The sequence below is a fragment of the Deltaproteobacteria bacterium genome, from assembly GCA_016709225.1.
Taxonomy (GTDB): domain Bacteria; phylum Myxococcota_A; class Polyangia; order Nannocystales; family Nannocystaceae; genus Xiheibacterium; species Xiheibacterium phototrophicum.
Map to the genome: position 1 here is coordinate 414367 of JADJEE010000001.1, position 21113 is coordinate 435479.

Consider the following 21113-nt stretch of genomic DNA (forward strand, 5'->3'; position numbering starts at 1 on the left):
GCGGCGCAGCGGAGACGGTACACTTCGGGGGCCGCCGCAGCGGCCATGCAACCCCGCCCGTGTCCTTCGTTCGTCATCGCAGGTGTGCGCTGCACCGGGCCGTGCTCTGGGCCGTGCTCTGGGCCGTGCTCCCGGTCGTGCTCCCGCTTGCCGGGTCGCTCACGGGCACCACGTCGAGCGCCCAGGCGCGGCCGCGGGTCCGGGGTGATGCGACGCCGACGGTCGCGCGCCCGGTGCGGCATCGCGTGCCGCCGCCGCTGGCGACCCCCGCGGCCCGTGCCGCACCGCGCCCGGCCGACGACGAGGTGGAGCCGACCGAGGCCCGCGCGCTGCAGATCGCCTCGGTGCGGATCATCGGTCGCGAGCAGGTCTCGGCGCGCCAGATCGACGCGATCCTGCGCGGCGAGGGCCTGATCGCGGGCGCCGACGTGCTGTGGCCCTCCGATGTCCGCATCGCGCGGGCCCGCGATCGACTACGGGCGACCGGATACTTCAAGTCGGTGAGCGTGCGGGTGGTACCGCTGGCCGATCGCGACGATGCCGTCGCGCTCGAACTCAAGCTGGTCGAGCGTAGCTCCCTGACCTTGACCGAGCTCTACGCCGGCAGCTCGCGCATGACGCCGTTCCACGGCGGCTTCGCGGTGGCCGAGCGCAACTTCCTCGGTCGCGCGATCCATCTCGGCGGCGCGCTGGTGTGGGGCACGCTGCCGCGCATCGAGCAGAGCCGCCGCCAGCAGGCGTATCAGGTCTTCGTCGAGGCGCCGCGACTGGGCAATGCGCCGCTCGGCGTGCGCGCGTCGGGCTACGTCATCTCGGCCGCCGAGCCCTACCGCGCGTCGGGGGCCGCCGATGATCCCGATCCCGCCAACTTCCGTGCGATCGACGTCGGCCGCATCGGCGGTGCGGTCGGGCTGGTGTTCCCGGTGCTGCCGACCCTCACGCTCGGCGTCGACTATCGCTTCGAGCGCGTCGATGCGGTGGTCTCGAGCGCGCCGACGTGGGTGCGGCCCGACGGCGTCGCCAAGCCGGTGGAGCTCGGCTTGGTCGACGGCCAGCGGCGGCTGACCTCGGCGCACTTCGGCCTGGTGTGGGATGCCCGCGACGAGGTCATCCTCGCCGGCAAGGGCGCCCGCGTGGCGTTCGATCTCCAGCTGTCGTCACCCGCGACCGGTTCGCAGTACGAGTACGTCAAGCTCACGATCGCGGGCGGCTACAGCTTCCGCCTGCCGTGGCGGCACTGGCTCACGCCCAGCGCCAGCGGCGGGCAGATCGCTGGCCGTGCGCCGGTCTTCGAGCGGTTCTACAGCGGGGATCTGAGCCCGTGGACCCCCGGTCGCGAGCTCGGCGTCCGCTACTCCACGCGCAACCCCATCGACGTCTTCGGCACCGGTATCGACACCCGGACCTACGGCACGCTGTTCGGCCGCTTCGATCTCGAGTACGCCATCCCGCTGTTCCGTCGCCTGCGAACGCGTGGCATCTACGGCGGTGATCTGTTCATCAACGCGGGCGTGTTCACGCTGGTGGGTGATGCCGCCGAGCGTCGCGAGCACCGTGCGGCGCGCGAGCAGGTCGCGCCCGCGGGCTTCGCCGCCAACCTCGGTCTGCGCATCGACACCGCCGCCGGCACCTTCAACCTCTCGATCGGCAACCTGCTGCGGAGGACCCCGCTGTGAGGCGCCGCGAGTTCCTGCGCGGGGCGGTGGTGCTGCCGGTCGCGATGAGCGTGCGACCCGACGCGCTGCCGATCAAGCGCGCCAGCTTCGAGGAGGTCGGCGACGCGGTGTTGATGAGCCTCAACCTCCCGGCGCTCATCCGACGCTACGATCGCGACGCGCTCGAGTCGATCGACTCCGGCTTCGACACCTCGCTGCACTTCACCCTCAAGCTGTGGCAGCACGGCACCCGCAAGCTGATCGGCACCCGCGAGCTGTTGGTCCGCATCCGTTGGGACCCGTGGAAGCAGCGCTACGTGGTGGCGACCCGCGAGGACGGTCGCTGGTCGAAGCGCACCTTCAGCGAGCGCGATGCCGCCGTGGCAGCGGCCGTGAAGCTCGACCGCGTGCGGGTGGCCGCAGCCGCGGAGCTCGCCCGCGGCGAGGACGGGCCCTACTACTTCGTGACCGTGCTGGCGCTGCGCAACCCGCTGGATCCGCCGGCCGACTTCGGCGGCGCCACGCGGCCGCAGGGCCGCGACCTCGAGTGGTTCGGGCAGCTCGTGAACGTGCTGGCCGGCGAGCGCCCCGAGGCCGAGGAGACCGTGCACGTGCGCACCAACGCCTTCTACCTGGTGTCGCGATGAGCACGCCGGCGCGACGCTTGCCGTGGTGGGGCCGGCTGGAATCGCGGGTGATCGCGGCGCTGGTGCTGATCGGCACCCTGTGTGTGGGTAGCTCGGCGTACCTCGTGCAGCTCACCGTGGCGTACTTCGACGGCCGCTGGGGCGACGCCCTGGCCCGCGCCCACGAGGGCACCGCCCACGCCGGCGAATTCCATCGCCAGCTGGTCGCGGCCAAGATCGGCGAGTACCAGGCCCGTACCCGCGCCGACGCCCTCGAGCTGGCACTCGGCGATCGCGAGCGCGACGGCCTCGACGATCGCGCGCGCCTCGACGCGATGCTCGCGGCGCAGCCCGACCTCGTGGGGCTGTCGTTGGTACGGCCGGGCGGCGGTGCCACCGAGGTCGATCGCAGCGAGGAGTTCCCGGAGGACCGCTTCGAGTGGTTCGATGTCACCGCGCCGTTGTCGATCCGCGCCAGCGAAGACCGCGGCCAGCTGCGCGCGATCTATCGCATCGATCCGGAGATCGACGCCCGGTACCAGGACGTCGGCGTCCGTCGTCGCGAGATCGATCGCGAGCGCCGCGACACCCAGGAGGTCGAGTCGGCGGTGATCCGCGTCATCGGCATCGCCTCGGTGCTGGTGTTGCTGGTGGCGTTGACGCTGGGCCTGCTGTTGGCGCGCACGATCACGCGCAAGCTCGGTCAGCTGTCGGGCGTGATGACGCGGGTCGCCGGCGGGCAGCTCGAGGCCCGCGCGGGCGTGCACGGCAACGACGAGATCGCGCGGCTGGCCGCGGCCTTCAACCGCATGCTCGATGAGCTGGCCCACGCGCAGCTGCGGGTGGCGTACCTGCAGCGCATCGGCGCGTGGCAGGAGATGGCGCGCCGCATCGCGCACGAGATCAAGAACCCGCTGACGCCGATCCAGCTGGCGGTGCAGCAGCTGCGCGACAAGGACCCGGGCCTGTCGCCGGCGTTCACGCGGACCCTGCGCAGCGCGGTCGAGATCGTCGAGGACGAGATCGAGGCGCTGCGGCGGATGGTCACCAGCTTCTCGCAGTTCGCGAAGGTCCCCGAGGTGCGCACCGCCGCGGTCGAGCTCGCGCGGGTGATCGAGGAGTTCGAGCGGGCCTACGGCCACCTCACCGAGCGCGCCGACGACGTGTTGGTGGTCGTCGCACCCGAGCCCGCGGTGATCGTGCTCGCCGATCGGCAGCTGCTCAAGCAGGTGCTGGTCAACCTGGTCGAGAACGCGGTGCTTTCGGCACGCGAGGCGGGTCGTGATCCGGTCCGCGTCGAGCTGACGGTGGGGGTCGCCGCCGATCACGTCGAGATCCGCGTCGACGACAACGGCCCCGGCGTGCCCGACGAGCTCCGCGAGCGGGTGTTCGAGCCCTACCAGACCACGCGCGCGCAGGGCACCGGGTTGGGCCTGGCGATCGTGAAGAAGGTCGTGCTCGATCACGGCGGCGAGGTGTGGGTCGCATCGAGTCCGCTCGGCGGCGCGCGCTTCGTGGTGCGACTGCCCCGCGCGGCCGCGGCGTCGTCGTCCGCGCCGGAGCGCGCCTCGAGCAGCCCGAAGTGAAGCGCCCGGACGCGAGGACACCAACCCTGGCCCTCGCGAGCCTCGGGAATCGCGGGCTTTGCAGCGCCGCGGCGGGGCGGGCATGCTCGGGCCTGCGAGATGGGCTGGCGCGAGCTGAGCATCGACATCCCCGGCTTGCGCCTGGCCGCGCGGGCGTTCGGCCCCGAGGACGGCGCGCCGGTGCTGTGCCTGCACGGCTGGCTCGACAACGCCGCCAGCTTCGCGACGGTGGTGCCGGCGCTGGCCCAGCGGCTGCCGCAGCACCGCTTCGTCGCGCTCGATCTGCCCGGCCACGGCCACTCGGCGCACCGCGGCGAGGGCTTCGGGTACGCCTTCATCGACGCGGTCGCCGACGTCGCCGCGGCCTGCGATGCACGAGCGTGGTCGCGCGTGGCGGTCATCGGCCACTCGCTGGGCGCCGCGCTCGCGCTGGCGCTCGCTGGCGCGCAGCCCGAACGGGTGTCGTCGCTGGTGCTCGTCGAAGGCCTCGGCCCGCTCACCGACGCGCCCGAGCAGGCCGCCGCGACGCTCGGCCGCGCGCTCGCCGAGGCCCGCGAGAAGCGAGGCCGTCGCGCGCCGGTGTACGCCACGCGTGACGAGGCGATCGAGCGCCTGGTCGCCGGCGTGATGGGCTTGTCGCGCGAGGCCGCTGCGGTGCTGTGCGAGCGCGGCCTGATCGAGGTCGAAGGTGGTGTGACGTGGCGGGCCGATCCACGGCTGCGCTGGCAATCGCGGCTGCGGCTGGTCGAAGCCCAGGTCGAGTCGCTGCTGCGGGCCATCACTGCACCGACGCTGTTCGTGCGCGGCGCATCGGGCTTCTTCCCCGACGGGGAACGCGTCGATCGGCGCGCAGCCCTGGTGAGCGGGCTCCGCATGGTCACGCTGCCGGGCCGCCACCACCTGCACCTCGAGCACCCCGAGCCGGTCGCGGCCGCGATCGCGGAGCACCTCGGCGGCGCGTGAGCCCGCGCGCGGCCCACGACGCGCCGTTTTGGTGCGAGGAGAACGCCTGGCACCTCTGCGCCGACGCGCGCCTCGACGGGCACGCCTGCGCGGTCGTGGTGATCAGCAACCCCGATCGCTGCGTCGCGTTGTGGCACCAGCGTGCTGCGAGCGCGCCCTCTCGCCCGGTGCTGTGGGACTACCATGTGCTGGTCAGCTCCCGCGATGCCGAGGGCGCGCACTGGATCTGGGATCTCGACACCACGCTGGCGTTCCCGTGTGCCGCATCGGCGTGGGCCCGCGCCACGCTGCGCGCCCTGCCGGGGGTGCCTGCGCCGCGCCTTCGCTGCATCCCCGCCGAGTTCTACCGGCGCGAGTTCGCCTCGGATCGACGGCACATGCGAGCACCCGACGGCACGTGGCTGCAGCCGCCGCCGCCGTGGCCCGCCATCGGCGGCGGCCACCGCCTCGACCGCTTGCTGTCGTTCGACGACGATGATTTCGGACCTTGGCTCGAGCTCGACGTGCTGACGGAGCGCTGGGGCGGCTGACGGTGGAGATCGGCGAGGTTGCGCGCGCCGGTGACGACGCTCGCCGACGTCAGGTGGGTTCGCCGTGCCGACCGGCGCCGCCGTGGAAGCGCCGTGGGCCGTCGAGAAACTCGGCGCGCTCGAGCGTCGCGCGGCCGAGCTCGAACTCCCGCGCCAACGCCTGCGACAGCGAGAGGTCCAGCCCGTCGTACACGCTGTCGCGATCGCTGCGCAGGCATGCCTGCGGCAGCACGGCGATCTCCGCGGCGAGTGCCTCCGCGGCCGTGCGGGCGCAGCCTGGCTCGACCACGCGATCGACCAGCCCGATCGCGAGGGCCTCGGCAGCGCCGATGGCCCGGCCGGTGAGCACGAGGTCGAGCGCGCGTCCGAGCCCGATGATGCGGGGCAGTCGCACGGTGCCGCCATCGATGAGCGGCACGCCAAAACGGCGGCAGAACACCCCGAGCGTCGCGTCGCGCTCGGCCACCCGTAGATCGCACCACGCCGCCAGCTCGAGTCCGCCGGCGACCGCATGGCCGGCGATCGCCGCCACCACCGGCTTGCGCAGCACCATGCGCGAGGGACCCATCGGCCCGTCGCCGCTGGGATCGAGCCGGTTGCCGCGACCCTCGGCGATCGCGTGCAGGTCGGCACCGGCACAGAAGTGGCCGTGCTCGCCCCACAACACCGCAACATGGGCGTCGTCGTCGGCCTCGAACGCACGGAACGCCGCGGCGAGCGCGTCGGCGGTCTCGCGGTCGACGGCGTTGCGTACCGCCGGCCGCGAGAGCACGACGGTCGTGACCGCGCCGCTGCGCTCGCTGCGGACGCTCATGTCGAACCCGTGTCCGCGGGCGGCAGCAGCGGGTTGCGAAACGGCGGCCGCCGCGGGGTGTTGAGCCCGAGCTCGGCGTAGCTCTCGCGCAGGTACACCGCCTGCAGCTCGCCGGCCGGCCGCGGCGCTCCGGCGGCGAGCGCTGCCCGCCACAGACCCCGCGGTGAAGGACCCGCCACCGACAGGCGCGGCAACGTGTCGGGCAGGCCGGCCGTGGCGGCCACGAGTCCTGGTCCCGCCGCGATCGCCACGCCCTCCGACAGCGGCGCGAGCTCGGCCGCGGCGACGCAGCACTCCTCGGTGAGCGCGTGCGGCAATCCATCGTGGAGCCGGTAGCGCGCCGCATAGACATCGCCACGCCGCGCGTCCATCACGGCCAGCACCTCGTCGTCGGTGTCGTGCGTGGCGGCGATCGCCGCCAGCGTCGAGCACGGCACCACGCCGAGCTCGAGGCCCAGCGCGAGCCCCTTGGCGGTCGCGACCGCGACCCGCGTGCCCGTGAAGGTCCCGGGGCCGCGTCCGCACGCGAGCGTACCCAGCGCTCGCGCGTCGTCGAGGCCTGCGGCGACCAGCAGCGCGGCGATGCGCTCGTGCAGGCGCGTCGACGCCGAGCCAGCGCGGTCGTCGTGCACATCGGTGAGCAGTGCCGCGTCCGCGCCCTCACGACGGCGCCCGAGCACGAGCACCGAGTGCGAGGTCGAGGCGTCGAGCGCCAGCAGCCACGGCGAGTCGCTGGTCACCGTCACATCCAGTACCGCAGGATGTCGTTGCGCGCCGCCACCAGCAGCAGCAACAGGATGACCACCAGCCCCACGGCGCTGGCGATCTCGCGGGCGCGCTGGCCCAGCGGCCGGCGTCGCACGGCTTCGATCGTGAAGAACAGCAGGTGACCGCCGTCGAGGATCGGGATCGGCAGCAGGTTCACGAAGCCGAGGTTCACGCTGAGCAGTGCGACCAGCAGCAGGAACTGACCCGGCCCCTGCTCGGCGGCGGTGCCGGCGACCTTGAACAGGCCGACCACGCTCGAGAGGTCCTCCACGCCGCGCTCGAAGGTCACCATCTGCACGAGCGTGGTCCACATCATCGAGATGACCGCGCCGGTCTCTTCGACCGCCGAGCCCAGTGCGTAGGTGAAGCGGCCGCGGATCGGCTCCGGCTCCGAGGTGTACAGCTTCGCGAACGGATGGGCGCCGAACCACAGCTGCTGGCGGTCCTGCTGGTAGATGTCGCGCCACGTGCGGGTCTCGAGCTGCAGCGTGATCGTGCGCGGCGCCTCGCCCGGGCTCTGGATCTCGAGCTGCATCGGCTCCTCGCGTCGCTGCCCGATCGTATCGGCGAGCAGCTCCCACTGAGCCGTCGCCGTGCCGTCGACGGACAGCACGCGGTCGCCCGCGCGCATGCCTGCGTGCGCCGCCGGCGAGCCGGGCTCGACCGAACGCACGAAGTTGTTGGCGGGGAGGATGCCGGTACCGCCACCGTCCTTGCCCGGTAGCAGCTGCGCGTGCGCAGACTCGTACCACAGCAGCGTGCCCAGCGGCGACGCCACCGGCGTCGCGCGCAGGAATGTCAGCCGCACCAGCGCGCCGCCGGTGCCCTCCAGCATCCGCTGCAGCTCTTCGACCGTGCGCACCGGCTCGCCGTTGATCGAGGTGATGGTGTCGCCGGTTCGCAAGCCCTCGAGGTAGGCCGGCGACTGCACGTCGATGATGCCGATCTGCGGCGCATAGAACCCGGTCATCACGCCCAGGCGCCCGACCGGCGTCGCGACGCCCAGGGCGTTGCGGTTCATCTTCTTGGTCGGCGTGATCGTACGATCGAGCCGCTTGCCGTCACGCTCCACCTGGATCTCGAGATCGACGCCCGGTGCCTCCGAGACCGTCTTGGTCATCTCCTTCCACGAGCGGATGTCGTGGCCGTCGATGGCGACGATGCGGTCGCCCTGCACGAGCCCGGCCTGGTCGGCCGCGGAGCCGTGCAGCACGGTGCCGATCACCGCCGGCGTCAGCGTGGTGTGCTGCAGGAAGAAGAAGAAGTAGACGAGGATCGGCAGCAGCAGGTTCGCCAGCGGCCCGGCCCCGAGCACGAGGTAGCGGGCCCACAGTGGCTTGTTCGACAGGGCGCGGTCCTGATCGGCGGCGGGGATGTCGTCGGCGCCGCCCTGCCCGAGCATCGACACGTAGCCGCCCAGGGGGATCGGTGCCAGGCAGTACTCGGTCTCGCCGAAGCGAACCCGGAGCAGCGCGGGGCCGAAGCCGATCGAGAAGCGGATGACCTTCACGTCGACCAGCTTGGCGGCCAGCAGATGGCCCAGCTCGTGGACGAAGATCAGCGGCCCGATGAGCAGGATGAAGGCCCAGAGGTTGCCCATCGCGGCCCAGCATAGCAGGCCGGGCCGGGCCGAGGGTGCGATCGCGCGCCCCGCCGTCGTGCCGCGAGGGCTGGCGCCAATGGCCCGTCGGCGTTGTCCGCCCGCCCAGCGCGGCGTGGTCGCACCGCTCGGATCGCGCTAGCATCGGCGCCTTGAGTTCGACGCGCAAGCCGCAGGCGCCGACGCCCGATCCGGTGTCGATGCTCGACGAGCTCGAGGCCGACATCGAGGCGCTTCGCGTGCTCTACGACAAGTACTTCCTCGGCATCGAGCGCGTGCCGCCGTCGCGCCCGCGCGAGCGCCTCGATCGCAAGATCCGCGGGCTCGAGGGCGTGCACATCAGCTCGACGGCGCTGCGGTTCCGACTCGGCGGTCTGCGGGCGCGCTACATCTCGTACGCGCAGTATTGGACCCGCATCCTCGATCAGATGGAGCGCGGCGTGTTTCGACGCGACGTGCTGCGCGCGGCACAACGCGGCGCCGACAAGCCCGACACGCCGAGCTCCGTGGGCGAGGCCGCGACGGCTCCGCTCGCCGCGGCCGCGGCCGCGAGCATCACCACCGGCGCGCCGCTCATCGACCCCGAGCACGCGCGCGACGTGTTCGATCGGCTCGTCGCTGCCAAGCAATCGATGGGTGAGTCCACCGATGGGCTCACGTTCCAGGCCTTCCTTCGCAAGCTCAACCGCGAGGCGCCCAAGCTCGCGGAGCAGCACGGCGCTCGGGCGCTGCGCTTCGAGGTCGAGGTCCGCGGGAGCAAGGTCCGCGTGCGCGCCCGTGCGCAGACCCAGTGATCCCCTCGCGCGTGCGGCCGCGTGGCCGTTCGCCCCGCCACCGTTGCGTGTCGCCACGCCTCGCTGCTTCGCGCCAACGCGCTCGCACTTGCGAACCGGCGGTCGGATGTCCCATCATTCCGCGGCGGCGCGCGAGCACTCGTGCGCCACACATGGCCCCTCGCGTCGCCTCGAGGTCGCCTGAATCCCACTCCACGAGGGCGCGTCCACACCGGCGCGCCACCCTTCCGGGCGGCAAGGACGCATTTTCACCATGACTCGTCTCCCGCGCCTCGCGATCGTGACCCTCACTGCGCTGGTCGCCTGCACGTCCAAGAACGCAGCCAGCACCAACCCCGACGCTGGCAACTACGACGGCTACTACAGCGAGGTGAAGCACGACGGCGCCGCTGGTGGTGATGCCGGTGGTCAGTCTGACAGTGGCGATACCAGCCGTCCGAAGCCGCGTACGATGACGTCGACCAGCGGCGCGCCGACCCGCAAGGGCAAGGCGCTCTCGGCCCGCAAGCCGCCGGTCCCCGGTGGCACCAAGCCCAAGCCGCGCCCGACCGTGCCGCCCACCGAGGTGCTGGCGTTCGACGGCTTCCTGCCCACCAACGCTCCCGCCGGCAGCGTCATCGAGGTGTTCGGCTCCGGCTTTGGCAAGAAGGGCAACACCCGCGTGCTCATCGGTGGCAAGGCGCAGGAGGTGCTCGAGGTCGGCGAGGGCCACATGCTCGTGCGCGTGCGCGAGGGGGCGTCGGGCCCGATGGTGCTGTCGCAGCGCCTCGGGCTCCAACCCGGCCGCACCAAGCGCACGCCCGTGCTGCTCAAGTCGACCGCGCCGTTCCATGCGCTGCCGGTCGAGGGTGGCTTCGGGGCCGCGCGCACCGATGTCAACCTGGGCCTGGTCGCCAACGTCTACGCGATCAGCAAGCCGGTCACCGAGCTGCCGGCGTTCGATGATCTGGGGGCGCCGTTCGCCACCTTCGCGGTCGACAACCTCGACGTGCCGGCGGGCGAGTTCAAGGGCGCATTCGTGGGTCCTGCCGGCAAGGTCAGCGAGTGGTTCGCGCTGCACTTCCAGGGCTCGCTCAACGTCACCGAGGCCGGCACCTACGATCTGTGCCTCAACGCCGGTGACGGCGCGCAGCTCTACCTCGACGACGGTCTCGTCGTCGACGACGACGGCGTGCACGACACCACGCTCAAGTGCGAGACGCTCAGCATCGAGCCCGGCGAGTACAAGCTCGACCTGCTGTACTTCCAGGCCGCCGCCGGCGAGCGCGGGCTGCAGCTGATGTGGGGCAAGGACGGTGGCGAGAAGGTCGCCATCCCCAAGGAGAACCTGTTCCCGCCGAGCGACACCACCACGCTCGTGCGCAAGTAGTTCGCTACGGCGAAGACGGTGCGGCGCAACGGACCTGGACCAGCGTCGCATCGTCGTCCGCGTCGTACACGACGAAGCTACCGGGGCCGGCGGGATCCACAGCGATCACGTCGGCCTCGCCGCGCCAGCTGGTCGTGCGCGACTGGGCTGGGGAATCCGGGAACAGCTTCAGCACCTCCCACGCGCCGTCGACGATGCGCCCGATCGCAATGTCAGCGTCGAGCTGTAGCAGCGTCACCTCGCCCTCGAGCCCGAGCGTGCGGCCCAGCTCGGCGAACTCGAGACCCGCATGCGGTGCGCGCACGAGCACCGGCTCGCCGTCGCTGGCTGCGTAGGCGAAGTACGTCGCGTTATGATCGATCGCGAGTGCGCCGAGCGCATCGGCGCGCGGCGTCGGCAGCGTGGGGTCGACGCGCAGCAGCCCCGCGGGCCGATCGAGGCCACCGATGGCGAAGGTGAAGAGCGGCACGTCGGCGGTGGTCACCGGGCCATCGTCCTGCGCGGTCTCGCGGTACATCACCAACGAGCTGAAGCTCGACCGCGCGTCGCGGAGCAGGCCCATCGGCGCCAGGCTCGGATAGTGCCGACCGGCGAAGGCGGCCTGGCAGGCTTCGATCTCCTCCGGCGGCAGACCCTCGTCGCATTGCGGCGCGAAGTCGAGCGTACGATCGGGATCGAGGGGATACGTCGGCGACAAGGAGAGGTCGAGGCGAGTCGGCACAATCTCGATGCTGAAGTCGACGCTGCTCGGCGGGAACGTGATGACATAGGGCTGCGGTGCGGGGTCGGCCATGAAGACCAGCGCCTGAAACCACGCCGAGGCGTCGCAGGACTCGTAGTCGCCGTCGCCGTCGGCGTCGCACGGCACTGCCAGCGTCGCGAGGTTGGATGAGCTCGCCAGCTGCGGAAACGGCTCGCGCGCGTCGTAGTGCCCGACGTAGTGGATGCCGGGGCTACGCTGGGACAACCACGCCTCACCCGGTTCGGCGCCGGGGATGAGCTCGAACTCGTCGGCGAACCCGGGCGAGACCCCCTGTGGCACCCGATGATCGACGACGCCGTCGTCGTCGAGGTGGACCAGCTCGAGCTGGTCGAGCCCCCCGGGCGGCTGTCCGATCACGAGCAGCCACGCGCCCGGGAGTCCCGGCGCATCGGCGGCGGCGGCCACCACCGTGTGCCAGTCGTAGGCCGAGTGCAGCTGCTCGCGCTGCACGATGACCTCGGCCTCGGCGCAGTTGCTCGACACGTCGAGCGAGATGGGGTCGAGCGGGAACGGTTGGCAGCCCGACAGCGCCACCAGCGGCCAGGTGCGTAGCGCTCTCATCCGCCGAGCACCTCGTGGATCGATGCGATCGTGCCCGCGGTGAGGTGCGCGACGGCCTCGCGATCGATCCACAGCGGCGGCATCCAGTAGAGAGTGTCACCCAGCGGGCGCAGCAACAAGCCGTGGCGCAGTGCAGCGCGCCGGATCGATAGGCTGGTGCGGCCGTCCGGTGCCGCGCGGGTATGGGGCGCGAGGTCGAAGGCCACGATGGTGCCGACTTGCCGGCTGGCCTGCACGGCGCGACACGCCGCCGCGACCTCGGCGCGGGCGTCGTCGAGCGCGGCGATGGTGGACTCGAGCTGCGCGCCCGAGCGCGCGCGCAGGAGCTCCACGCTGGCACACGCCGCGGCGGTGGCGATGGGGTTGCCACAGAAGGTATGGCTGTGGGCGAACGCGCGATCGGGCGCGCCGTGGAACGCGGCTTCGATGGGCGCCGCCACCAACACCGCCGACAGCGGCAGCGCGCCGCCGGACAGGCCCTTGCCCACGCAGACCATGTCGGGTCGAAGTCCGCACCAGTGCCCCGCCAGGGCGCGGCCGCTGCGGCCCAGCCCGACCGCGATCTCGTCGGTGACGAGGTGGATGCCGAGCGACTGGGCCGTGTCCGCGATCCGGCGTAGGAAGCCGCTGCCGGTCATGCGCATGCGCCCGGCGCACTGCACCAACGGCTCCACCACCAGCGCCGCCAGCTCGTCGGCGTGCCGTTCGAGCAGCGCGATGGCCTGCTCGCAGGCGGCATCGTCGGCGCCGGCGTCGGTGAGCAGATCGCCGTGGCGATGCTGGGAAATCTCGGGCGTGGGCAGGAACAACGCGTCGTGCAGCAGCCCAGCGAACGGCGCCCGGTAGGGTTCGTTGCCGCACAGCGCCAGCGCACCGAGGGTCTCGCCGTGGTAGCCGTGGGCGAGCGCGGCGACACGGCGACGCGCCGGTGCGCCGGCCTGGCGATGGTGCTGCAGGCTCAGCTTCACCGCGATCTCGATCGCATCGGCACCCGAGTCGGCGAAGAACACCCGCGACAGCGGCGGACCGGCGAGCGCGAGCAGCCGTTCGGCGAGCGCGACCGCGGGCGCGTGGGTGAAGCCCGCGAACATCACGTGGTCGAGCGTGCGGGCCTGGGCGGCGATGGCCTCGACGATCGCGGGCTCGCAGTGACCGTGTACACACGTCCACCACGATGCAATCGCGTCGAGGATCCGCGCGCCCGCGGTGGTCACCAGCCAAGGCCCGTGGGCGCTGGCGATCGGCACCGGGGGCAGCAGCGCGTGATCGTCGAAGTGACTGGCGGGGTGCCAGAGTGACGCGAGGTCGCGCGCGAGCAGTGCCTCGTCGGCCATTGCGCCAGACGTCATACCACCACCGCCGGCGGCTGCCGCGAGCCGGTTCAGCCCGCCGTGCGCGCCCCCGCAGCCGTGCGCGTGCACCGGCGGCGCGATGCGCTACGCTACCACCCGACGATGACGCGTTCGATCCGGGGCACCTCGCGGCCTGCAGCGGCGCTCGCACTGACGGTGTCCGCCGCAGCTGCGTGCTTCGTCGACATCCCCACCGACGATCCGGTGCCCTCGGCCTGCGCGGCCCGGAACTGCTCGGAGCACGCCTACTGCAACGCTGGCGATTGCTTCTGCGACCCCAACTACGTCGGCAATCCCGACGCGCTGCATGGCTGCCAGCCGGTCGACGGCCTGTCGCCGTGCGACACCACCTGCGGCCTCAACGCCTTCTGCGACGGCACCGCGTGCAGCTGCGCCGAGGGCTTCGTGGCGGTGTGTGGCACCGGGGACTGCATCCCCATCGGACAGCTGTGCGACGGCACGCCCGACTGTGTCAATGGATCCGACGAGGACCCGATGGTGTGCTTCGCCGGTTCGGTGCAGACCTGGACCCTCGAAGATGCCTGCGACGATGGCCTCGCCATCCAATGGCGCGTGTTCTCGATGGACCGCGACTGGCTGTGGCCGGGTCCCGACGCGGTGTTCACGAGCGTGGCGCCGCACGAGCCGTCCTATGAGTCCGTCGAGTGTCTCGATGGCGAGCTGCTGTGCTTCGGCGCGCAGGCCGGCGATCGTCAATGGGGAATCGGACTCGATGGTCGTGGGGAATGCGATGATTGCTGCCAGCCGTGTGCTTCCGACACGGTCGAGTTGGCCCCGCTCGCCTGCGAATGAACCCCTCCATTGCCGGTGCGACCTCGGGTCGCGGGGTGAACGCGCCATCGATGGTGGACGTGACCCCCTCTCGGTGGCATAGTCGGACCGACGCGCGCGGCAAAGACCGTGGTAGGCGGCGCGCGACTGTTTTCCAATGACGGAGATCGCCCAACTCTTCGAGTCGGCGTTGCGCGCGAGCCTCTCGCGGGCCGCAATGAACACCCTCGCCCAGATGCCGCCGTCCACGACGCTGCGCGAGCTGTTGGAGAGTGACGCTGGCGAAGCCGTGCGCGCACTGACCCTGCGCGACCTCGGGCTCGCGCTGCAGCAGGCCGGGTATCAGCCGCGTGCACGCGCGGAGGCGGGCGCCCGTCGAAGGGTCGCCGCTCCGCCCACCGGGCCGAGCCGCAGCGCGCAGTGGGAGGAGAGCCGCGAGGAGCGGGTCTTCCGCGAGATTCTCGCCGCGCTCGAGCACGACTCGCTGACCATCGGCCAGCTCTCGAAGAAGCTCGACGTCGACACCGAGGAGCTGCGCGGCTACCTCACGTGGATGAAGAAGGCCGGCAAGGTCACCAGCTCGGGCCGCGCGCGCGCGACTCGCTACTCGCCGGCCTGAAAGGCGCGGGGGCGGTCACGCGATCCGATGATGTCCGACCCCGATCACGAGGCGTTGCGCGAGCTGGCGGCCGCGCTCAAGCACGACCTCGGCAAGTACGTCGCGTGGCGCAGCATCAACCTGCCCGAGCAGGCCTGGGCCGGCCCGCTCGACGACACCACCTTCGAGGCGCTGCGCTGCGATCTGATGGCGACCCGCGCCGCTGCATCAGGTGACGAGTCCGCGTGGGCGTTGTTCGATCGGCTCGCGGCGGACTGGCCGCGGCCGTGGCCCGCAGCGCTGGTGGCGGTCGCGACGGCGATCGATGGACTAAGAGGCCTGCAGCGCGCGTTCGAGGCCGACGCGCGCGACGACATCGCCGCCGCGCGACCGCAGATCCGCGCCGCGCAGGCCAGCATTCGCACGCAGCTGGCGGCGCTGGTACGCTCGCTCGCGTAGAGGCCGCGTGCTCGATGTCCTCGATCCTCATCATCGACGACACCAACAAGTACTGGGAGCTGTGCTCGCGCTTCATGCCCGAGCATCAATTCCTGCCGCCGGCCCGCAACTTCCGTGAGGCCCAGGACGCGCTCGCGCGTCACCGGGACGTCGACTTGGTGCTGCTCGACGTCCACTTCGACATCCCCGAGGAGCAGCTGTTGCCCGAGGACAAGCAGGAGCTGCTGTCGAAGGGCGATCGCAACCGCACCCTGGAGCGCCTGCGACGTTCGCAGGGCCTGCACATCCTCGACCGGCTGCGGCGGACCCACCCCGACCTCCCGGTGATCGTGATGACCTCGCGCGACGACCTGCCGCTCGACGCCGACGCCGAGCGACTCAACGCCGAGGACTACACCTATCTGCTCGACGACGAGTACCTCGATGCCCGCTCGCTGCGGCTGCAGGTCGAGGGCATCCTCGCGCGACGCTCGCGCCCGCCGGCCGCCGACGAGCCGTTCTACTGGGGGCAGACCACACGCATGCTCGCGCTGCGACGGCGGCTGTCGATCCTCGCGCGCGGGCGCCTGCCGATCATCTTGCTGGGCGAGACCGGCACCGGCAAGACGCTGCTGGCCCGCGAGTTCATCCACGCCAGGTCGCAGCGATCGGGGCCGTTCGTCGCCGTGGATCTCTCGACGCTGCCCCACGAGCTGATGGGCGCGCACCTGTTCGGTGTGGTCAAGGGCGCATACACCGGCGCGACCGCGTCGCGCGAGGGCGTGCTCGCCCGCGCCGATGGCGGCACCCTCCTGCTCGACGAGATCGGCAACCTCTCGCTCGACCTGCAGAAGCAGCTGCTGGTGGTGCTGCAGGACGGCCGCTACTCGCCGGTCGGCTCGGTCGACGAGCGCGTGGTCGACATCAAGCTGGTGGTCGCCACCAACGAGAAGCTCGCGAGCATGGTGGCGGCCGGCCGCTTCCGCGAGGACCTGTACATGCGGCTCAACCCCGCGACGGCGGTGACGTTGCCGGCGTTGCGCGAGCGCGGTGAGGACTTCGGCGCCCTGCTCGATGCGTTCATCATCCGCGTGGCGCGTGAGCCCTACAACCGCGACCTGGTGCTGCAGTACGCCGAGCAGCGCGGCCTGCAGGTCCCCGCCGACGGCGCGCCGATGCCGATCGTCATTGCGCGGTCGCTGCCGGCGAAGCTCGACCCGCGACGCCTGCACCTGCTGCTGCACCCGACCTCGTTCAAGGCCCTGCGCGAGTTCGCGTGGCCCGGCAACTTCCGCCAGCTCGAGATGTTCCTGTCGAATCTCATCACCCTGACGATGGTCGAGCTGGTCGACCAGGCCGACGTGATCGAGCCCGGCGATCCGGGGCAGGCGAGCCGTCCCGACGTGGTGCCGATCCCACCGCGAGTCGTGCGTGATCTGCTGCGCCCGATGGAGCTGCCGCAGGACCAGGCCGGTGCGGCCGGCACCGAGCCGGACGACGGCAGCCTGCGCATGCATGTCGTCGTGCAGCCGGGTGACTCGCTCAACGCGGTCAGCTGCGACGTCGAGCGACAGTACATGGAGCGGCTCTACGACAACTACGGCGGCGATCTCGGGCGCATGGCCGAGGCGCTGCTCGGCGATCCGGCCGCGGGTCGCAAGGTCCAGCTGCGCATGAACCAACTCGGCATCAAGCTGCGCAAGCTCAAGCGCCGCGGGAAGGCCTCGTGAGCGGCACGCTCGAGCGCTGGTGCGCGGGCTTGGCCGGCCTGTGGGTCGGTGGCTGCCTCGCGGCGATGGCCGCCGCGGCCCCGCCCGCCGGCGGTGGCACCGGCACGTTGCCGCCGCCGCCCAGCTCCGACACCGATGGCGACACCGAAGGCGAGCGCCCCGAGGACGTCGCGGCCCGGCGACAAGAGGAGTTCGAGGGCCACCTGCAGCGCGCACAGGCGGCCATCACCCGCGAGCGCCACGACGAAGCCATTCGCGAGTACACCGCGGCGCTGCGGCTGCAGCCCGGCGATCCGACGGCGTTGCTGGGACGCGCCAATGCTCGCAAGGCCCGCACCGCGCCCGATCGGTGTCCGACGCAGGCGATCGGCGACCTGCGCCTGCTCGAGAGCTACGATCCACGCGGCGCGTGGCTCGAGCAGCGCGCGACGTTGGTGGGCTGGATGGCCGCGTGCGGTCCCACCTACGCCGCCGATCGACTGCTGCTCGCCAAGGAGATCGCCGCCGAGAAGCCCGGGGCGCCCGGTCGCGCCTCCGACATCCGCGTGCTGGTGGCCCAGCTGCTCATCGAGGGCGTCGGCGACGACGATCCGCGCAGCGATCCCTCGGCGGCCCGGGCCGCCGCGCTGCTCGAGCTCGAGCGCTACCGTGGTGAGTGCGAGAAGCTCCACAGCCCGCCCACCGCGGCGGCGCTGCGGCTGCAGGCCGACATCTACAACGACTCGGGCGAGCCCGAGCGCGCGGTGCCGATCTACAAGCAGCTCGTCGAGCAGCACCCGGACTCCAGCGCGACCACCGGCGTCACGAAGATCCTCCGCGACCTCGAGATGCAGCGCGAGCTCAAGCGCCTCGATGCGACCCAGGGCATTCGCCCGAACGACGAGGCCTTGGAGGCCTACGGTCGCGGGCTGCAGCTGCTGCGCGCCGGCGATCTGGACGCCGCGCAGGCGGAGTTCGAGGCTGCCGTCCAGGCCACGCAGTGGTTCCCGCGCGCCCACTACGCCCTCGGCGTGACCCATGCGCGCAAGGCCGAGTTCGGGCTCGCGGTCGAGGCCTTGCAGCGTGCGATCCACATGGCGCCGACCGATCACCAGGCGCACATGACCCTGGGCCTGCTCTACAAGAAGGAGTTCGGCGGCGCGGAGGATCAGCTCGCGATCAAGCACCTCGCCGCAGCACTGCGACTGCGGCCGGATCTCTCGCAGCTGCACCTGCTGCTGGGCGAGCTCTACGCCCGCACCGATCGCGAGAAGGCCCGCGAGCACTACGAGCGATTCCTGCGCGCCAGCGCGGTCGACGATCCAGACGCCGCCAAGGCCCGCCGCGCGCTCGAAGACCTCGAGCGCGAGATCCGGCAGGAGGAGCCCGCGGCGATTCCCCCACCCGCCGAGGAGTCGCTGCGCTCGGTGTCGCCCGACCTGCAGCGGATGATCAACGAGGCGTACCTGCGCAGCACCGAGTACCAGGACCTCGCGTACGCCGAGAAGATCCTGCTCGAGGCCAAGGACCGCTTCCCGACCGAGCCGGTGGTCTACAACCAGCTCGCGCACATGGCCTTCGCGCAGGATCGCACCGGCGACGCGCGCCAGTACTGGGAGCAGAGCCTCGCGCTGCAGGAGGACCAGGTCGAGGTCCACGAGCGCCTGGGGCTGCTGCTGCGCTCGCAGCTGCCCGACGAGGCCATCGCCCACCTGCAACGCGCCGCCGACCTGGGCTCGCTGACCGCGCGCTACGTGCTCGCCGAGCTGCTGTGGGCGCAGCCGAGCCCGTGGCGCGCATCGGCCGAGCTCGATCGCTACCTCGCAGTGGCCGGCGATTACGACCTCGACTACGAACGCGCGCTGGCGCTGCGCGAGACCATCGATCGCCGGCTGCTGCAGTTCTACCTGGTCGCGGGCGCAGCCCTCTTCGCGCTGCTGTCGTGGCCGACCTGGCGCATCTATCGACGCCTGCGCGGCAAGAGCCTGCGCCAGCTGCTCGAACGCGATCCCAAGAGCTTCCCCGAGGTTGCGCGGATCCTCAGCCTGATCCGGCACGAGATTCTGAAGCACAACACCGCGTTCCTCGGCGACGTCGGTCGCGCGCTCGAGCACGATGCACCCGACGCCGAGGCGCGCGCGGCCGTGCTCGCGCAGCGAATGTTCGGCGACCAAATCCCCGGTCGCGTCGGCGCCCGCGAGCCCGCGCGATTGCCCGGCATCTACGGGCGCTTCCTCGGCTACGTCGAGGAACTCGACAAGGTCGGCCGCGCCCACCGCGTGACGCTCAACCTCCAGCGCAAGGATCCCATCTTCGGCCCCATGATTCGCGCGTTCGACGAGCTCGCCGCGCGCGCGGGCGAGCTGCGAGCGGTGCATGGCCTGCGCTCGGGCCGGCGCCTCGAGCTCGCCAAGGTGCTGCGCCGCAGCGCGCAGGTCCTGGGCCGGCAGGCGTTCGAGCGCCTGTCCGGGCTCATCCGCGAGCTGTGCATCGTCAACGTCGATGCGCGCTTCATCGAGGCGACCTACGCCCAGGTGGCCGGTGAGGCGCAGTTCGCCAGCTCGTCGCTGGCACCGCTGCAGTGCGCGGGCCTCGGGGCACCGGTGCGGATCTTCCGGACCGATCTCGAGGACATCCTCGCCAACGTCATCCGCAATTCACTGCGCTCGAGCCTGTCGTACGCACAGCCACCGGTCGGGCTCGGTGTGGAGCTGATCACCGAGCTCGACGAGATCACCGGCCTGGGCACGCTCGCGATCCGCATCAAGGACCGCTCCTTCGAGCAGCTGAGCAACGAGATGCTCCGCGGGCGGTATGTCGAGCGCGGCATGGGCATCACGGTCGACCTGCTGTCGCGCTACGACGGTTCGATCGCAGTCGAGCCCGAGCCCGGCTGGAACAAGGCCGTGGTGGTACGATTCTTCATGCTCGAGGACGACGGCACCAGCGTCGCGACGGTGGCGGCATGAGCGTTGCGCCGGTCGAGGTGCTGGTCGTCGAGGACGGCGACGAGTACGTCACGAACCTCTCGACCTTCGTGTCGGAGGGCATCCACTACCGCCAGGCCAAGAGCGGCGCGCTTGCGTGCCGCATGGTGTCGGAGCAGCACACCGACCTCGTGTACCTCGACATGCGCTTCGATCGCACGCCCGAGGGCGAGCTGCTGGGCAACATGGTCGAGCTGGTCGCGCGCTTCAACGGCGACGTCGCGCGGGCGCGGCGATTCCAGCAGGACAACCAAGGGCTGTTCGTGCTGCGGGCGCTGCGGGAGAGCGGCTGGAGCGGACCGGTCATCCTGAGCTACGACTTCGGGCCGGAGGAGCGCCGCTTCCGGACCCTGAGCGAGCGGGATCCCGCGCTCGGCTACTGCCCCGACTACGCCGACGCCAACACCATCCGCACCGTCATCCTGCGGGCGGTCGGTCGCTCGGCCTGACACCTGCGGTCGCAATGGGCCGGCGCAGCGTCGCCGGTCCGGGGTGCGCAGGCTTGCGGACGCGCGCGGCGATGGGGCAGCATCGCTGTCGCGTGACCGACGTCCAGCCCGAGATCCTCGCGATTCGCGTGACCGTCATGCCGCGCGACACCAACGCGCACGGCACCATCTTCGGTGGTCACATCCTCAGCCTCATCGACCAGGCGGGGGCGATCGCAGCCCACGCGCTGGGCGCCGAGAAGCTGGTCACGGTGGCCATGCGCGAGGTCGAGTTCAAGCAGCCGGTCCACGTCGGCGACCTCGTCAGCTGCTGGGTGCGGGTGGTCCGGGTCGGGCGCACGAGCGTGACCTCGATCGTTCGCGTGGTCGCGCAGTCGCCCACGGCGCAGGCGCGGGGCGAGCCCGAGCGCGACGTCACGCAGGCCGAGGTGGTCTACGTGCACATCGACGACGCGGGACGCCCGCGCGCGATGCCGCGGCCGTGACGTGGGCGGCGGCCCGCGCCCTCGCGGCGCGCCGGCGGCAAAGCCTGCGGGACCCGACGCCATCACGCCGGTGCTACGCTAGCGCCCGCTATGTTCGCACGCGCGACGATCTTGGCAGTGGTGGCGTCGTTGGCCCTCGGTTGCGCCGAGCAGCCGGGCAAGAAGAAGGACGACGACAAGAAGGCCGACAAGAAGGCCGAGGGCAAGGACGAGAAGAAGGGCGAGTCGAAGGTCGCCCCGGCCAAGACCCCGGAGTGACGCGGGCGGCGCGACG

The 21113-nt window shown here is 71.6% G+C and carries 20 protein-coding genes; 15 read left to right on the forward strand and 5 right to left on the reverse strand.

All coding sequences use genetic code 11. The annotated features are described in order from the left end of the window. Positions 1-137 precede the first annotated feature (137 nt). The 5 genes from IPH07_01760 to IPH07_01780 all read left to right on the forward strand — a co-directional run bounded on the left by IPH07_01760 (position 138) and on the right by IPH07_01780 (position 5360). On the forward strand, positions 138-1676 hold the full coding sequence (locus tag IPH07_01760) for a BamA/TamA family outer membrane protein (GenBank protein ID MBK6916102.1): 1539 nt from the start codon (positions 138-140) through the stop codon (positions 1674-1676). After that, the gene (locus IPH07_01765) at positions 1673-2302 is read left to right on the forward strand and encodes a DUF4390 domain-containing protein (protein MBK6916103.1); all 630 of its coding nucleotides are present in this window, start codon (positions 1673-1675) and stop codon (positions 2300-2302) included. The genes IPH07_01760 and IPH07_01765 overlap by 4 nt, the downstream gene beginning before the upstream one ends. Further along, the gene (locus IPH07_01770; protein ID MBK6916104.1) at positions 2299-3867 is read left to right on the forward strand and encodes a HAMP domain-containing histidine kinase; all 1569 of its coding nucleotides are present in this window, start codon (positions 2299-2301) and stop codon (positions 3865-3867) included. Before IPH07_01765 ends, IPH07_01770 begins: the two co-directional genes overlap by 4 nt. A gap of 99 nt (positions 3868-3966) precedes the next feature. Then, the gene (locus tag IPH07_01775; GenBank protein ID MBK6916105.1) at positions 3967-4830 is read left to right on the forward strand and encodes an alpha/beta hydrolase; all 864 of its coding nucleotides are present in this window, start codon (positions 3967-3969) and stop codon (positions 4828-4830) included. Then, positions 4827-5360 (forward strand): hypothetical protein, encoded by a 534-nt coding sequence (locus IPH07_01780; protein ID MBK6916106.1) that lies wholly within the window; start codon positions 4827-4829, stop codon positions 5358-5360. The genes IPH07_01775 and IPH07_01780 overlap by 4 nt, the downstream gene beginning before the upstream one ends. A 49-nt stretch (positions 5361-5409) precedes the next feature. Here the strand turns inward: IPH07_01780 and IPH07_01785 are convergent, their stop codons facing one another. Genes IPH07_01785 through IPH07_01795 form a run of 3 tightly spaced genes read right to left on the reverse strand, consistent with a single transcriptional unit; the run spans position 5410 to position 8542 of the window. After that, positions 5410-6174: a crotonase/enoyl-CoA hydratase family protein gene (locus IPH07_01785; protein ID MBK6916107.1), complete on the reverse strand. Its 765-nt coding sequence runs from the start codon at positions 6172-6174 to the stop codon at positions 5410-5412. Then, positions 6171-6914 carry a tRNA (adenosine(37)-N6)-threonylcarbamoyltransferase complex dimerization subunit type 1 TsaB gene (tsaB, locus tag IPH07_01790; protein MBK6916108.1) on the reverse strand — a complete coding sequence of 248 codons (744 nt, stop codon included), beginning with the start codon at positions 6912-6914 and terminating at the stop codon, positions 6171-6173. The genes IPH07_01785 and tsaB overlap by 4 nt, the downstream gene beginning before the upstream one ends. Positions 6915-6916: 2 nt before the next feature. Further along, complete coding sequence (locus IPH07_01795; GenBank protein ID MBK6916109.1) at positions 6917-8542, reverse strand: site-2 protease family protein; 1626 nt, start codon at positions 8540-8542, stop codon at positions 6917-6919. 152 nt (positions 8543-8694) lie between these two features. On the opposite strand from IPH07_01795, the gene IPH07_01800 reads away from it, so the two are divergent. Next, positions 8695-9336 (forward strand): hypothetical protein, encoded by a 642-nt coding sequence (locus tag IPH07_01800; GenBank protein MBK6916110.1) that lies wholly within the window; start codon positions 8695-8697, stop codon positions 9334-9336. A gap of 253 nt (positions 9337-9589) precedes the next feature. Continuing rightward, positions 9590-10705, forward strand: a complete 1116-nt coding sequence (locus tag IPH07_01805) for a hypothetical protein (protein MBK6916111.1) — start codon at positions 9590-9592, stop codon at positions 10703-10705. A gap of 4 nt (positions 10706-10709) precedes the next feature. Here IPH07_01805 and IPH07_01810 read toward each other — a convergent pair whose 3' ends face one another. Next, complete coding sequence (locus IPH07_01810) at positions 10710-12029, reverse strand: hypothetical protein (GenBank protein MBK6916112.1); 1320 nt, start codon at positions 12027-12029, stop codon at positions 10710-10712. After that, entirely contained in the window at positions 12026-13363 is a 1338-nt protein-coding gene (gene bioA, locus IPH07_01815) for an adenosylmethionine--8-amino-7-oxononanoate transaminase (protein MBK6916113.1), read from the reverse strand. The genes IPH07_01810 and bioA overlap by 4 nt, the downstream gene beginning before the upstream one ends. Positions 13364-13483: 120 nt before the next feature. Here bioA and IPH07_01820 point away from each other — a divergent pair, with 120 nt between their 5' ends. From IPH07_01820 to IPH07_01855, 8 genes are all read left to right on the forward strand, one after another. Beyond that, a complete protein-coding gene (locus tag IPH07_01820) occupies positions 13484-14194 on the forward strand; it encodes a hypothetical protein (GenBank protein MBK6916114.1) in 711 nt (236 codons plus the stop codon). 196 nt (positions 14195-14390) lie between these two features. Further along, complete coding sequence (locus tag IPH07_01825) at positions 14391-14792, forward strand: hypothetical protein (GenBank protein MBK6916115.1); 402 nt, start codon at positions 14391-14393, stop codon at positions 14790-14792. Between the two features lie 27 nt (positions 14793-14819). Beyond that, the gene (locus IPH07_01830; GenBank protein MBK6916116.1) at positions 14820-15230 is read left to right on the forward strand and encodes a hypothetical protein; all 411 of its coding nucleotides are present in this window, start codon (positions 14820-14822) and stop codon (positions 15228-15230) included. 14 nt (positions 15231-15244) lie between these two features. Then, the gene (locus IPH07_01835; protein ID MBK6916117.1) at positions 15245-16939 is read left to right on the forward strand and encodes a sigma-54-dependent Fis family transcriptional regulator; all 1695 of its coding nucleotides are present in this window, start codon (positions 15245-15247) and stop codon (positions 16937-16939) included. Continuing rightward, positions 16936-19887, forward strand: coding sequence for a tetratricopeptide repeat protein (locus tag IPH07_01840; protein ID MBK6916118.1), 2952 nt, complete (start codon positions 16936-16938; stop codon positions 19885-19887). The genes IPH07_01835 and IPH07_01840 overlap by 4 nt, the downstream gene beginning before the upstream one ends. Further along, the gene (locus IPH07_01845) at positions 19884-20354 is read left to right on the forward strand and encodes a hypothetical protein (protein ID MBK6916119.1); all 471 of its coding nucleotides are present in this window, start codon (positions 19884-19886) and stop codon (positions 20352-20354) included. The genes IPH07_01840 and IPH07_01845 overlap by 4 nt, the downstream gene beginning before the upstream one ends. A 71-nt stretch (positions 20355-20425) precedes the next feature. Further along, positions 20426-20839 carry a hotdog fold thioesterase gene (locus IPH07_01850; protein ID MBK6916120.1) on the forward strand — a complete coding sequence of 138 codons (414 nt, stop codon included), beginning with the start codon at positions 20426-20428 and terminating at the stop codon, positions 20837-20839. 90 nt (positions 20840-20929) lie between these two features. Beyond that, the gene (locus IPH07_01855; GenBank protein ID MBK6916121.1) at positions 20930-21097 is read left to right on the forward strand and encodes a hypothetical protein; all 168 of its coding nucleotides are present in this window, start codon (positions 20930-20932) and stop codon (positions 21095-21097) included. Positions 21098-21113: the final 16 nt, after the last annotated feature.

Excerpts from the sequence above, each read along its gene's own strand:
- IPH07_01820 (MBK6916114.1), top strand. The coding sequence starts at position 13,484 with ATGACGCGTTCGATCCGGGGCACCTCGCGGCCTGCAGCGGCGCTCGCA.
- bioA (MBK6916113.1), bottom strand. The coding sequence starts at position 13,363 with ATGGCCGACGAGGCACTGCTCGCGCGCGACCTCGCGTCACTCTGGCAC.
- IPH07_01785 (MBK6916107.1), bottom strand. The coding sequence starts at position 6,174 with ATGAGCGTCCGCAGCGAGCGCAGCGGCGCGGTCACGACCGTCGTGCTC.
- IPH07_01805 (MBK6916111.1), top strand. The coding sequence starts at position 9,590 with ATGACTCGTCTCCCGCGCCTCGCGATCGTGACCCTCACTGCGCTGGTC.
- IPH07_01850 (MBK6916120.1), top strand. The coding sequence starts at position 20,426 with ATGGGGCAGCATCGCTGTCGCGTGACCGACGTCCAGCCCGAGATCCTC.
- IPH07_01855 (MBK6916121.1), top strand. The coding sequence starts at position 20,930 with ATGTTCGCACGCGCGACGATCTTGGCAGTGGTGGCGTCGTTGGCCCTC.
- IPH07_01825 (MBK6916115.1), top strand. The coding sequence starts at position 14,391 with ATGAACACCCTCGCCCAGATGCCGCCGTCCACGACGCTGCGCGAGCTG.
- IPH07_01770 (MBK6916104.1), top strand. The coding sequence starts at position 2,299 with ATGAGCACGCCGGCGCGACGCTTGCCGTGGTGGGGCCGGCTGGAATCG.
- IPH07_01775 (MBK6916105.1), top strand. The coding sequence starts at position 3,967 with ATGGGCTGGCGCGAGCTGAGCATCGACATCCCCGGCTTGCGCCTGGCC.
- IPH07_01810 (MBK6916112.1), bottom strand. The coding sequence starts at position 12,029 with ATGAGAGCGCTACGCACCTGGCCGCTGGTGGCGCTGTCGGGCTGCCAA.
- IPH07_01795 (MBK6916109.1), bottom strand. The coding sequence starts at position 8,542 with ATGGGCAACCTCTGGGCCTTCATCCTGCTCATCGGGCCGCTGATCTTC.
- IPH07_01845 (MBK6916119.1), top strand. The coding sequence starts at position 19,884 with ATGAGCGTTGCGCCGGTCGAGGTGCTGGTCGTCGAGGACGGCGACGAG.
- IPH07_01830 (MBK6916116.1), top strand. The coding sequence starts at position 14,820 with ATGATGTCCGACCCCGATCACGAGGCGTTGCGCGAGCTGGCGGCCGCG.
- IPH07_01835 (MBK6916117.1), top strand. The coding sequence starts at position 15,245 with ATGTCCTCGATCCTCATCATCGACGACACCAACAAGTACTGGGAGCTG.